The organism is Streptomyces altiplanensis (assembly GCF_053591575.1).
The window spans coordinates 1-12541 of record NZ_JBSFUB010000021.1; the positions used below are offsets into that span (position 1 = coordinate 1).

At 68.5% G+C, this 12541-nt stretch carries 13 protein-coding genes; 6 read left to right on the plus strand and 7 right to left on the minus strand.

The genetic code is table 11. The features are described 5' to 3' along the window. The first annotated feature begins 743 nt into the window (after nucleotides 1-743). Nucleotides 744-1028, plus strand: a complete 285-nt coding sequence (locus tag ACWD0Y_RS12865; protein WP_450260424.1) for a hypothetical protein — start codon at nucleotides 744-746, stop codon at nucleotides 1026-1028. Nucleotides 1029-1151: 123 nt separating this feature from the next. On the opposite strand, the gene ACWD0Y_RS12870 is transcribed toward ACWD0Y_RS12865, so the two are convergent. From ACWD0Y_RS12870 to ACWD0Y_RS12880, 3 genes are read right to left on the minus strand one after another with little or no spacing between them, the layout of a single operon-like run. Then, nucleotides 1152-2213 carry a threonine aldolase family protein gene (locus ACWD0Y_RS12870; RefSeq protein ID WP_450260388.1) on the minus strand — a complete coding sequence of 354 codons (1062 nt, stop codon included), beginning with the start codon at nucleotides 2211-2213 and terminating at the stop codon, nucleotides 1152-1154. A gap of 18 nt (nucleotides 2214-2231) precedes the next feature. Then, a complete protein-coding gene (locus ACWD0Y_RS12875) occupies nucleotides 2232-2810 on the minus strand; it encodes a helix-turn-helix domain-containing protein (RefSeq protein ID WP_450260389.1) in 579 nt (192 codons plus the stop codon). Then, nucleotides 2810-3532, minus strand: coding sequence for a metal-dependent hydrolase (locus ACWD0Y_RS12880; protein ID WP_450260390.1), 723 nt, complete (start codon nucleotides 3530-3532; stop codon nucleotides 2810-2812). Before ACWD0Y_RS12880 ends, ACWD0Y_RS12875 begins: the two co-directional genes overlap by 1 nt. A 595-nt stretch (nucleotides 3533-4127) precedes the next feature. On the opposite strand from ACWD0Y_RS12880, the gene ACWD0Y_RS12885 reads away from it, so the two are divergent. Then, nucleotides 4128-4850 (plus strand): hypothetical protein, encoded by a 723-nt coding sequence (locus ACWD0Y_RS12885; RefSeq protein WP_450260421.1) that lies wholly within the window; start codon nucleotides 4128-4130, stop codon nucleotides 4848-4850. 168 nt (nucleotides 4851-5018) lie between these two features. Further along, a complete protein-coding gene (locus ACWD0Y_RS12890) occupies nucleotides 5019-5381 on the plus strand; it encodes a DUF6281 family protein (RefSeq protein WP_450260391.1) in 363 nt (120 codons plus the stop codon). Between the two features lie 521 nt (nucleotides 5382-5902). On the opposite strand, the gene ACWD0Y_RS12895 is transcribed toward ACWD0Y_RS12890, so the two are convergent. Both ACWD0Y_RS12895 and ACWD0Y_RS12900 read right to left on the minus strand, forming a co-directional pair. Next, the gene (locus tag ACWD0Y_RS12895) at nucleotides 5903-6115 is read right to left on the minus strand and encodes a hypothetical protein (RefSeq protein WP_450260392.1); all 213 of its coding nucleotides are present in this window, start codon (nucleotides 6113-6115) and stop codon (nucleotides 5903-5905) included. Between the two features lie 49 nt (nucleotides 6116-6164). Continuing rightward, on the minus strand, nucleotides 6165-9215 hold the full coding sequence (locus ACWD0Y_RS12900) for an RHS repeat-associated core domain-containing protein (protein ID WP_450260393.1): 3051 nt from the start codon (nucleotides 9213-9215) through the stop codon (nucleotides 6165-6167). An 812-nt stretch (nucleotides 9216-10027) separates the two neighbouring features. Between ACWD0Y_RS12900 and ACWD0Y_RS12905 the strand changes: the two genes are divergently transcribed. Next, nucleotides 10028-10219: a hypothetical protein gene (locus ACWD0Y_RS12905; RefSeq protein WP_450260394.1), complete on the plus strand. Its 192-nt coding sequence runs from the start codon at nucleotides 10028-10030 to the stop codon at nucleotides 10217-10219. A 52-nt stretch (nucleotides 10220-10271) separates the two neighbouring features. Here ACWD0Y_RS12905 and ACWD0Y_RS12910 read toward each other — a convergent pair whose 3' ends face one another. After that, nucleotides 10272-10652, minus strand: a complete 381-nt coding sequence (locus tag ACWD0Y_RS12910) for a hypothetical protein (protein WP_450260395.1) — start codon at nucleotides 10650-10652, stop codon at nucleotides 10272-10274. Next, a complete protein-coding gene (locus ACWD0Y_RS12915) occupies nucleotides 10649-10906 on the minus strand; it encodes a hypothetical protein (RefSeq protein WP_450260396.1) in 258 nt (85 codons plus the stop codon). Before ACWD0Y_RS12915 ends, ACWD0Y_RS12910 begins: the two co-directional genes overlap by 4 nt. 504 nt (nucleotides 10907-11410) lie before the next feature. Here ACWD0Y_RS12915 and ACWD0Y_RS12920 point away from each other — a divergent pair. Beyond that, entirely contained in the window at nucleotides 11411-11767 is a 357-nt protein-coding gene (locus tag ACWD0Y_RS12920; protein ID WP_450260397.1) for a PRC-barrel domain-containing protein, read from the plus strand. 27 nt (nucleotides 11768-11794) lie between these two features. Next, entirely contained in the window at nucleotides 11795-11965 is a 171-nt protein-coding gene (locus ACWD0Y_RS12925) for a hypothetical protein (RefSeq protein WP_450260398.1), read from the plus strand. The last annotated feature ends 576 nt before the right edge of the window (nucleotides 11966-12541 follow it).

Consider the following 12541-nt stretch of genomic DNA (forward strand, 5'->3'; position numbering starts at 1 on the left):
CGCCCCGCGCCCGCGAAACCGGTGGCCCCCACCGCCCAACCCCGCCCCCCCCCCCCCCCCCCCCCCCCCCGCCGGCCCCCCCCCCCCCCCCGCCACCGCTGCCTCCGTTGCCGTTGGCACCCGCAGCACCACCGGTGCCGCCCAGGCCGCCGAGACCGCCGAGGATCCCGACACCGTCGGCACCGTTACTGCCGGGGGCCCCGACGCCGTTGAGGGCCCGGGCACTGACCGCACCGGGCTGGGCGGAGGCGAGGACAGGAGTGACGGTGAGACTGGCTACAGCGATCGCGGCGATCAGGAAGGTCCGGGCAGTGGTCGTGGTGCGCAGGGAGCGCATGAGGTACTTCCTTCGGTTTGTGCAGACGGAGAGATTCTCCGCCCGACACCCCTCAACATAGGGAAGTGCGACGCACCTCGTATCCCAAAGCGTGATCAAATGTCTTTAAAGAGACTGAATAGCCAAACTTTGGCTGTAAATCTCTAATTTCGGGCCTGTCCCGACGTTGCCCCGCCTTCCCTCGCCTCACCGCCCGGAGCACCGTGGAGTGAACCCGCCACCACCTGCGCCACGCGGGCCACCACGACGTACGACAGGCCGACGTCTGCAGGGGGTCGGGGTCTTTGGGCTATGGAGTCGGTTCGGGGGCGGTTCTTGGTAGGTCTGGAACCGCGAACGCCCTGACGCCTCGATGGTTCCTGCATGGGGTTCTTACGACCGATTGCGTACGACATAAAGGGGGCTCATGAGCATCGAAGAGCAAGCCGTACCCGTGCAGGAGCAGGCAGCTGACGAGGTTCAGCAGATCCCGGCTGTGATCCGCGTCCGAGAGGTCCCGGCGGCTGCGGAGGCACGCGAGAAGATCCTGCAGGCCATCGCGGCGGAAGCATCGGCGATCACCGGCAAGGACCGGGCCCGCTGGACCATGCGCTGGAAGACCGCCCTGAACGCCTTCGACATCACCTTCGACGGCCGGCTCTCCGCAGCACGTCAGCAGCCCTCAACAACCCGAGTTACACCGCTCGTTTGACCCGGACGCACCGGAACTGGACGAGGACGACGAGGGCGGCGGACGGGAGTGAGCCCCGTCCGGCAGATCTTGCTGCCGAGGGCCCTGTTCTCCCAAGCCGCCTGGCCGGGTCGGGCCCGGTGGTCAGCGGGTGTGGCGGCGGACCGCGTCCAGGAACTGGTCGATGTCTTCGGGGGTGTGGGAGAAGGAGGTGACGAGCCGGACGATGCCCGGTGCCCAGCGGTCGTGGTAGAAGGTGTAGCCCTCGGCGAGGAGCCCTTCGGTTGTCTGCTGGGGCAGGCGGCAGAAGAGGATGTTGGCCTGCGGGCTGCCCAGGAGTTCGGTGCCGGGGAGGGCCTTGAGACCGTCGCCGAGCCGGGTGGCCATCGTGTTGGCCTGGCGGGCGTTGCGCAGCCACAGGCCGTCGGCGAGGTAGGCGTCGAGCTGGGCGGTGTGGAAGCGCATCTTGGAGGCGAGCTGGCCGGCGCGCTTGGTACGGAAGGCGAGTTCGGTGGCCAGTGCGGGGTCGAAGGAGACGATGGCGTCGGCGGTCATCGCGCCGTTCTTGGTGGCGCCGAAGGACAGGACGTCGATGTCGGTCTTCCAGGTCATCTCGGCCGGGGTGGCGCCGAGGTGGTCCAGGGCGTTGGCGAAGCGTGCGCCGTCCATGTGGACGCGCAGTCCCGCGTCCTTGGCGATGGCGGCCAGGCGGCGTATCTCGTCGAGGGTGTAGACGCTGCCGCTCTCCGTGGCCTGGCTGATGCTCACCACCGACGGCTGCACGCTGTGCACGTCACCGGCCTTGCGGCGCACCGCCTCGCGGAGCGCGTCGGCGTCGATCTTGCTGTCGTCGCCGGGGACGGTGACGAGTTTGGCGCCGTCCGTGAAGAACTCCGGCGCGCCGCACTCGTCGTTGTTGATGTGGCTGTCGGGGTGGCACAGCACGCTGCCCCAGGGCGGGGTCAGGGCGGCCAGGGCCAGGCAGTTCGCGGCGGTTCCGGTGGAGACCGGGAAGACCTCGACGTCATGTTCGAAGATTTCGCTCAGCTGGTGGCGGACGCTGCCGGTGAAGGGGTCGTTGCCGTAGGGCAGGGTGTGCCCGGCCGCCGCCGCGGCGACGGCCTGCGCTATTTCGGGCGAGGCGCCCGCCATGTTGTCGCTGATGAAGGCCCTGTTGGAGCCGATGACGTCGGTGGTGGTGCTCATGGGTGGGTCTTCCTTGGCTCAGGTGCTGATGGGGGAGGCGAAGACGACGGTGATGTCCACCGCCTCGGTACCGGTGCGGTAGAAGTGCGGGGCGTCGCCGGCGAAGGCGAGCATGTCGCCGGGGCCCAGGTCCTGCGGGGCATCGACCGGCCCGGCGGTCACGTGCCCGGAGGCGATGAGCAGGTGCTCGATCGTGCCGGTGGCGTGGGGGACGCCGGCCAGCTCCGTCTCGGGCGGGATCCGCAGCCGCCAGATCTCCAGGCTGTTGCCGCTGCTGATGCGGCGCAGCAGTTCCCGGGCGACCTCGCCCGGTTCGGCGGGCGTGCCCGGCCGGTAGACCGGCCCGGTGTCGGCGTCGCGCGCCAGCAGGTCCGCGATCGGGATGCGCAGCGCGACGGCGATCGCGTCCAGGGTGTCGATCGTCGGATTGCCGTTGCCGGCCTCCAGCTGCGACAGCGTGGCCTTGCTCAGCCCGGCGCGCCGGGCCATCTCCGCGGCGCTCATGCCGCGCTGCCGGCGGCGCAGACGGATCTTCGCGCCGACCGCGGCCGCGGTACTGCTCACCGGCTGCCGGCCGGACCCAGACGAGGCGGCCATCAGAGGCTCCGGTGGGTGGCGGAGTAGGACACGCGGATACGGCCCTTCTTCACCTTCAGCGTCGGCAGGGCCACCTCGGCCAGGTCGCCGAGGCTGCGCACATGGGTGCCCCCGCACGGCGCGCAGTGCAGGGCGTCCAGGTGCACGACGCGCCGGCCCTCACCCTCGTACCGCGCGAAGACCGGCAGATCGTCGGCGATCGCGGCGGCCACCGCGGTCCGCAGCGCAGCGGTGGCTTCCTCCCGCCCCGCCGGGTCGGCCAGCCGGGCATCTTCCTGCGGCGCCTGGAACTCGATGCGGGCCTGACCGGGGAAGTGGTTGTTGCTGAGCATCTCCCACCCCTGGAGGCGTCCGACCGCCTCGACCAGGTGCCCGGCCGTGTGCAGCGCGGCGTGCGTCATCCGGGCCTGCGCATCGATCCGCGCCCGCACCTCCTGCCCCATCGCGAGGGGCGGCAGCTTGCCGCCCTCGGGCGCCACCGCCACGACCAGCCCCGACTCCCGGTCCCGGACCGGGACGACCGCCAGGTCGTCCAGCCAGCCCCGGTCGGCGGGCTGACCGCCGCCCTGCGGATGGAACAGGCAGTGCTCGACGGCAGCCCACGGCGCACCGTCCCGCTCACCTACGGCGATCACCTGTGTATCGGCCTGATCCAGATACGTGTCATCCAGGTACGTGGCGACCTGGACAGCTTCCCGAAGCATCTCGGTTGAATGAACCATATGTTCACTATAACGAACGAACGGAGCTGGCGAACATCGCGTTCAGTAAAACGAACGACCGCCCGGCACCGCTCCTCATCCTTAGCCGGACTCTCCCCGGCCCGACACCTCACCCACGGTCAACGATCCGACCGGAATCCGCGACAGAGAGCTACTCGTCACCTCGCCGCAGCTTCGGGAGGGCAGCCACCCCGCCCGCCCTCGCTGCCAGGCAGGGCGAACGCTGCTACTTCATTGCCGTCGTCAAACGATCGTTTGACGACAGGCGGGCGGCATGCCCAATGAACCAGGACATTCCGGACGCAGGAGTGGTGACGATCCAATCAGATCCGATGGTGATTGATGACGGGGTCTGGTGACAGATAGGGTCCATTCCTCCGTACGGAAGGGGCCCCTTGGTGGCGAATCCGGTCTACAAGCGGGTCTCGACCGACCAGCAGTCCACCGCCCGGCAGAACCTCGTCCTGGACGAGGCCGGGATCGAGGACCCGGTCGTCTTCGAGGGGGACGGCGGCACCTCAAGCCGTCTCCACCCCTCCAGCGCCCGAAGTTCCGCGCACTCCTCGACTACGCACGGCCCGGGGACACCGTCCACATCTCCGAGATGTTCCGCCTCGTCCGCGGCACCGGGCACATCCTCGACGTGCTCGACGTCCTCCACCGCGACCAGGTCGCGCTGCGCATCCACGGCGGCGCGTTCTCCGCGATGGACCTCACCGCCCGCCACCCGCGCACCGGCGCACTGCTGTCCACCGTGAAGTTCATGATGCAGCCCCTCGCCGCCGCCGGCGAACTCCAGCGCGACCTCCGGCGCGAACTGACCTACGACGGACTGCGCGCCGCCGAGGCCAAGGGCAACAAGGGCGGACGCCGCCCGGCCGTGGCGACCGAGAAGACCGAGTCGGTGCGCACCGCCTGCCTGGAGGGCCGCTCGATCGCCGCCCTCGCCCGGGAGCACGGCGTCAGCCGCGGCGCGATCCGCACGGCCGTCGCCGGCCTCATGCCCGACCACACCGCGGCCGACCCCGAGGGCATCCCGGCCCCGGAGCTGCCGGTCACGCTCGACATGCCGGGCGAGGTCGCCGACTTCCTCCGCACCACCGACCTGGAGCCCGCCGAGCGGGCCGCGCTCGACCAGGGCCTTATCGTACGGCGCGGCCAGGGCTGCACCCTGCGCGTCACCGCCGCCCCCGCCGTACACCGCTGGCTCCTCGACCGCTGCCAGCCCCTCGACGGCACCCCGGACACCCCAGCGATCCCGGCACAGCGCAAGGCCCGCCGCGAGTACGAGAACCGCGTCAGCGCCCTCATGCCCTGACCATGATCGTTCTCACCGATAGCTGCTGTACCGATGTTCCCCGAGGCCGGCTCGGCAAGGGTGATGTCCTCGGCCTTCGGAGCATCTACTGAGCCGAAGCCACTCCGAGAGAGAAGGAACGAACCGATGAGCCCTGCTTTTCCGGTCAGCCGAGGCGGATCCATACGCATGCTGCTGGTAGCCACCGCCGTGGCGTCGGCCGTCGGCTGCACTTCGTCGAGCGGCGGCGATGACTCCGCGTCCTGCGCGTACCGGGTGACGTACGAAGACCGTACCTACGGGGATGTCGCCAACGCTGACTTCAGAATCGGGAAAAAGGTAGGCACCGTCAGTTCCGCGCCGTGCGACGACACAGGCAGCAAGAATCAGGGCGAGGAGCCCGCGACCGAGTCGACCGCCTACGCGGTCGAGGGACTCGACACCGACATCGCCATCGCGGTGGGAGACACACCCAGTGAGGCCGTCCTCTTCGCCGTCGACTCAGGCGAAGATCTTCCCGCCGAGGTCAAGAAACTGATCGACGGCTCCTGAGACCGCTTCCGCCTGGAGGATGCGTCACAGAAGCGTGGGGATGGCGTGCATCTAGACACGACGTCGTCGTCCTGGCCCTGGGTGGGCTGGGGCGCGTTCATCTGTGCCGGGATGGCCGCCCTGTACTTCCTCGGGCAGGCACTTCAGCCGGCGATCGAGGGCGCCGCTCCTGTCGGCGGCAGCAGTGAGGGGCCGGATTCCGCGAGGCGTGAGTCCGCGCCTCGCGGGTGCGCGCGCCGGGCCCGAGGGGACCCGGGGGGCGCGAAGAGGCGGTTCGGCGTATGCGGGGCAGGGGCATACGGGCGTGGAGCAAGAAGAGGCAGGGTCATCTCCGCGCATGCGCGGGGATGACCGCCCGACCAGGACCGTGTCGTCCACGTCTACTTCGTGGCGCTGGGCTGAGCACGGCTCGAGCCGTGCGAAATCAGCAGTGGGGGTACGCGTGAGTCCGCTGTGGGCAGATCTGGCGTCCTCATCGAGTAGGGGTGGCGCCTGCTGACAGGAGCCACCCCTACCGCGGTCTACAGCTGCCTTTTCGCCCTGGCTCGTGCGCTCACGACTGCCCCGCCCCAGAAGAGGGCGGTCATGGCAAGAACAGTCAGTCCACCAGCGATCATGCCCATGATCAGCAGCGCGGCTGAGAACACGACGCCGAGCACGCCGAAGACGTGAGTGGTGATCAACAGTCGCTTGGCGAGCGCTTGGCGCTGTAGTGATACTCCGACCTGGCGCATCCTGTATCTCCTCTCACTGCCATCGGGACTGTGCCGATGGGCAACTTATCTAGTTAAAGGGCATTTGCGCGATCTGGCTGCCCGCCCAGCTCGCCGCGTAGCAGCCCGCGGCGAATCCCAGCGAGGCACCGAGGGTCAATGGAGCGGCCACAACAGCGCTTGCACACCCCACGGCGATACCGCCTCCCACCAGTGCTCCCGCTACATCGCCCCACAGGGCCTTGGTGTCTCCCTGGGCCAGGTGTACGCCGCCTTGAATGAGGTCACCGGCCGGCCCGAGAGCGTCGGCCACACCGCTCATGCTGAGCGTTCCTTGCGGGTCGATGCGGTTGACGGGGTCGCCTTCGGCGTAGAGGTAGGGGTTCTTCTCCTGGCCCGAGGGGTCAGGAGAGTTGAAACGGCCGATGCTGGCGTCGTAGTAACGGGCGCCGAAGTGGTAGAGGCCGGTGGGATCCTGGTAGCCGCCGGCGAACCGGTAGGGCTGGACGACTGGTTCGCTGGAGCGGGCCAGGATACGGACTCCGCGGGGGCTGTAGGTGTAGGTGTTGACCTTGGTGCCGGTTTCGTCGGCGAGGCCCATCACGCTGCCGATGGCGTCGGTGAGGTAGTAGTAGGACTTGCCCCCGGTCGTCATGGAGTTCAGGGTGCCCCCGGGCTCCCGGTTGAATCCCATGTCCACACCGGCCGTGGTCTTGGCCGACAGGCCGAGCGGGCCGTTGTGGAAGAAGGTGTCCCCGAGCTTGATGCGTTCGGACTGGTCGGTGGAACCGTACTGGCCCGCATACGTCTTGCTGTCCACGGTGATCGAGGTCAGTTGCGAGTAGTCGGACCAGGTCTCGCCGGTGCGGGTGTATTCGGGTGTGGAGGCGCCGGCGGTCTCGTTGCCGAGCTTGTCGTAGGACCAGTTCGCCGTGGAGCCGTTCTTCGCGGTGATCTGCTGGGCGTCGTTGATGGTGTACGTGGTGCCGCGCGGGCAGCCGGGGTCTGTGCCCTGGGAGGTCAGGTTGCCCGCCAGGTCGTAGCAGTACTGCCAGGAGTCCGTGATCGCGCCGGCCTTCTCCTCCTTGGCGTAGGAGAAGCGGCCCGCACCCTCGTAGGTGTAGGTGATCTTGTGTCCGGAGGCGGCGTCGGTGCGGGTGCGGATCTTCGTCCCGTCCTTGGTGCCGTTGAGGTAGGAGTAGGACAGATCCGTCAGCGTGCCCTTGGGAGAAGTCGCCTTGATCTTCTCCGGCCGGCCGGACTTGTCCGGCGTGACGGTCTGCACGGTGCCGCCCGGGTAGGACGTCTTGGTGCGCAGGTCGTTGTTGTTGTACTCGTACTTCGTGATCTTCCCCGCCGGATCCTTCAGCTCGGTGAGCTTGTTGACCGCGTTCCAGGTGTAGTCGGTGACGCCGGCTGGGTCGGTGTAGGTGTCGACGTTGCCGGCCGGGGTGTAGGTCAGCTTCGTCTGTGAGCCGTTCTGCAGGGTGCGGACCGTCTCCCTGGACAGCGGGTCGAAGTCGTACGTGATGACACCTGAGCCGTCGGAGCGCTGCGTGAGGTTGCCGTCGCCGTCGTAGGAGTAGGTGACGGTCGCATAACCGGAGGTGTCGGCCTTGGTGATGCGGTCGCGGTGGTCGTACGTGTACAGCGTGGTGACGCCGCGGCCGTCCTTCGCCGTCGCTGTCCGGCCGAGTGCGTCGTAGGTGTAGGTCGTGACGCCGAGTGGTGCGGGCGGGGTGACCTTGGTCAGGTTGCCCTTGGCGTCGTAGGTGAAGGAGGTGGAGACCGACTTGGTGTCGGACATCTTCACCGTCACCTTGCACCGCTGGCCCTCAAAGCCGCCGCAGGTGGGTGAGGCGGGGTTGTAGTCGAAGGACTGGCTGCCGCCGCCGGTACCGCTCACGGCGACGGACTTGGTATTGCCGGCCGTGTCGTACGTGTACTCGGTCTTCTCGTCGTCCGCGCTGGTCATGGTGCCGGGCAGGTCGGCGCCGGCGACGGTCTGCCAGGCGGCCGTGGCCCTCGCGCCAGTGGGCAGTTCGGCGGAGGTGGGATTGTTGCGGGCGTCCCACCCGTAGTCGGTGACGTTGCCCCCGGTGCCATCCACGCCCATCGCGTCAGCGGCGGTATCGACGTTGTGGTTGGCGTCGAACGTGCGCGAGCGTGAGTGGCCGAGAGCGTCGGTGACCTTGATGACCCCGCCGTCGGCGTTGTGCTGGTACTTCGTGGCGTGCTGCTCGGGATCGGTGACCGTGGTGGTTCCGGCCTCCGAGGGATCGATATTGGAGTACGCGTAGGTGTAGGTGGGACCGGTGTGACCGGTGGAGTTGGCCTCGGTGGCGCGCAGCATGGAGCGCACCCGGTTGTGCTCGTCGTAAGTGAAGGCCGTCACCCGCCCCTCGGGGGTGGTGATCTTCAGGACGCGCCCGTCGGCGTCGAAGCCGTAGACCGTGGTCTTGCCCTCGGTGTCGGTGGTGCGGGACAGGTTGCCGCCGCCGTCGAGGTCGAAGACGGCCGTGCGTCCGGTGTGGTCCTTGGCCTGCCACTGGCTCGGGTAGGTCTTGACGAGGTCGATCCAGCGGCCGGAGCGCGTCTCGGTGAGCTTGAAGCCCTTGTGTTCACCAGTCTCGTCGTGCTGGTCAACGGTGATCGTCCCGTTGTTCTTGTCCGTGACCTTCGTCAGCGTGCCGGAGGCGTTGTAGGTGTCCTTCAGCCCCGACTTGCGAGCGGTCAGTGTGTAGGTGCCGTCCGCGTTCTTCTTCAGGTCCTTCGAGTAGCCCTTGGGCGTAACGAACGTGCCGTCGGTGTTCTTGGCGAAGCGCACCGCGTCCCCGGTCATGTCGTAGAGCACGACCTCGGAGGCGTCGATCACGAGGTAGCGCTCGTACTCCTGCCACCACCGCTGGGACACCTTGCCCCACGGCGCGTCGAAGGAGTTGTAGGTGCGGGCCAGGCGCAGCTTCTGCCCCACGCCCGCCACCTCGAAGTCGGTGGCGGCCAGCATCAGGTTGCCGTTGGACAGGTTGATCCGCGCGACAAGTGAATCGGTGATCCGGAAGTCGGAGATCTGATGCCACGGGACCGCGCCCTGTCCCTCGGGCCTGTACGGCGTGCTCATCGCGGACTTGCGAGCGGTCGGCGTCGCTGAGGCGGCCCGCTTCTTCTGTTCCGCACGCCACGCCGCCACCTTCGGTGATGCGGGTGCCTGTGCCTTGTTGGCAACGGGCTTGGTCGAGCCGGTCCGGACTGGCGGGACCTCGAAGCGGGGACCGTTTTTGCCCCATACCGAGGACGGCCCCGGATCGGCCGGAGCGGCCAGCGCCGGTGTTACCGAGACGGCCAGCGACAGCGCGGCGAGCGCCGCAACCAGGCCGTACCGGGATGATCTGCGGACACGCCGAAGAGGCGTGCCCGAGGCACGTGAATACATCAACTTCCCCCCACGGAAAGTCAGATACCAGTGACCCCACCGGTCACCAGGGCCTCACAAGCTGCCACAACTTCTCCACAGAACGCGGTGATGTACCCCCAAGGTCCGGGTCCATGCTGCGGGAACCAGCCCCTCTTCCTGGGCTGAAAGAAATGGATTAAGTGCCCCAAAGAGACCCGCCCAACTGGGACACTCGTTCGAGCAGGTGTTGCGGATCTGACCTGAACACCACACCTCCGCATCCCCACCACATCTGCCCCTTCGACACTCGTTGCTGTGGATGACGCCGCCAGCAGGAAGCCGGGCCCGGCCGCTTGCTCGCAATGCAGCGAAGGGCGCCCACGCGGTCACAGGCCAACCGGGGGGCAACTTCGTCCCGGAGAGCGGAGACCAGGCCGGGCTGCTGCGCACCGGCATCCGCCTCGCCAGTGTTACCGCCGCCGAGCCGGCTCTCGAACTCGCCCTGCGCTTCCGTCACGCCGTCGACGGCGCGAGGTGCGTTGACCACCGCGATCTCCCGCCTGCGGGCCCTGACTGGCTTCGGCGATTACGCGGGCATCACCCGCTTCATGACCGGTCTTCCCATGAGCAGCCCCGCGCCAGCACGGTGGCTCGATGGAGAACACCTCACCCGGCGGCGGCGGCAAGCTCTGGTCGCAGCCCGGCGCGATCACTTGCGCACCACCCGATGAAGCACGGTGGGCCCCGCCGGATGGCGGGGCCCACCGTCGTCTGCTGCTGTGATCAGGGGGTGAGATCCAGGACACGGACCGGCTCGCCTGCCCACCGGCCCGGTGCGGTGGTCGCGACGATCGCACCGTCGGGACGGTCCGCGGTGGGCTGCGCCGCGTACTGGCTGTGCGCCGCGGCCCAGGTCTCCTGACGCGCGACGGCCAGGGCTGCGGCGAGATCCAGGTCCAGAACGGTGATGCCGGGCAGCAAGGCCAGGTGCTCGGCCGTGCCGGGCCGGGCCCGGTCGGCTTCGACCAGCGCGCATGCCGGGGCGTACAGGAACCAGCCCGCCTCGGCATGGGCACGGTGGATGAGCCGGGAGGCGAGGACGTTGCCCTGGCCGGCCGCGGTCATCGCGGTGTCGTCCAGGACGATGTGCACGGCGTCGCTCACCGGCCGGCCACCCGGGCCAGGCGCCGGTCCAGCTCACTGTCCAGGTCCTGCTCCTGGGCAGTGGTCGGCGCGTAGCCGTTCCACTCCTTCAGTGCGGCCTTCGCCTTCTCGGCGCGCTCGGCCCGTTCGGCCGGGGTCAGCAGCGTCTCGGCGAGACGGGCGAGATACGCGCGCAGCGACAGCCCCTCGGCGGCAGCTATGGCGGCCAGCCGGTCCCTGGCTTCCTCGGGGATACGGACGTTGGCATCGGACATCGTGGTGCTCCTCCCTATCCCACAAGGGTACGGGTACGTACCCGTACCCGTCGACCGGGTCGAACTGGCGATCCCGGGCGGCTTTGAATCCACACGCCGAGGACCCCGGTCGGCGCGGTCCCGGTGCTGGCCGTAGCAGCAGGCGCGTGAGGGCGGTACGCCGACGGCTGGCTGCCCATCGGTCCGAACCGGGGCGCCGATCCACCGGTCCTGGAGGCTGTGGTGGGGATCGCCCTATCGGTCGGGAGTCGGCTGAGCCGCCTACCGGCGGTGTGCTGCCGCCAGCCTGTGGAGCGCACCATCCCCTCTGCAGGTGGCTGCATCTTCGCCCCCGCCGTCGGCCGGGGTGTCAAGACGCCCCGTACGGATGCGTTCTGCGGCTGAGCAGCGCTGGAGTTGGGTGGTGCAGGGAATTGCGGGTGTCCAAGCTGGTGTGGGCGGTCTTTGCGGGGCAGGCTGTGAAGTGCACCGGTTTCGGGCACATCGCGCGAGAGGGAACCCGTAATGATCCAGATCGCGGATATCCGTGAATGGCGCACCCGTGATGTCGTTGACGCGGGTGGTCACAAGATCGGGGTGCTGGAAGCGGTCTACGTGGACACCAGCACCGACGAGCCGGCCATGGCCACCGTCCAGGTCGGGCTGCCCACCCGGCGCCACCTGGTCTTCGTTCCGCTCGCGGGCGCGCTGGTGGGACCGGACTACGTCAAGGTCGGCTACGACCGGTCGCTGGTGAAGAAGTGCCCGTCGATCGGCACGGACGATGTCCTGCCCGCCGAGGACGAGGCGGCGGTCTTCGCGCACTACGGCCTGCCATACAAGCCCGGTGCGAACGGTGAGCGTCAGCTCGCCCGCCGCTGACCGGCCCGTCAAGGAGGTCCCACGCTCATGACGCTTTTCTTGGTCCTCATCATCGCGGCGATCGTGCTGGGGTTTATCGGTGTCGTCACCGAAGGGTTGTTCTACCTGCTGATCATCGGCATCGCGGTGTTCGTCATGGCCCTGGTCTACCTCGGTCTGCACATGCGGCGCTCCGGCCGACGCCGCCCGCTGCGCTGACTGGCCAGCTGCCACCTCGCCTGACGACACGCCGGGCTGATTCCTCCCGGGCCGCCGGGCGTTGACCATGCGCGTTACGGAGATCACCCGTGCTGGCCAGGAGGTTCGTGACAGTGTTCTGCGGTCGGCCAGGAGCCGGGGGGCAGCCACCGGCTGCAAAGGCAGTGGCTGCCCCCTCACACGCATCCGATACAGGTGCGAGAAGCACTGAGCCCCAAACTCGAGCCCCGCTGCCGTGTCGGAGGACAGTCCCTACAGGTGAGGAGAGTGCCTTGCACGGGGTGTCGGGGGTGAATTGGGGTTGATTGGGGTGGATTCAGGAGGAGCCGGGCTCCGTGGGCATCAGTTCGAGGTGGCACTCGATCGGTGGTTCTGGCCATACGGCGGATCGTCCTGGGTAGTCACTGCTCGCTGAGCCGCAGGCGCAGCGCCGGGGCGCATTCGCGTGGCTGCTGCCCGACAGGCGGTCGTTCAGGAGGCGGCGGGCCGGTCAGAGGGGAAGTCCATGTCCCGGATGTGATCGGCTTCATGGAGGAACGCTGTGTCGGAACTGTTCACGGTGATGTCGTCTCCCTG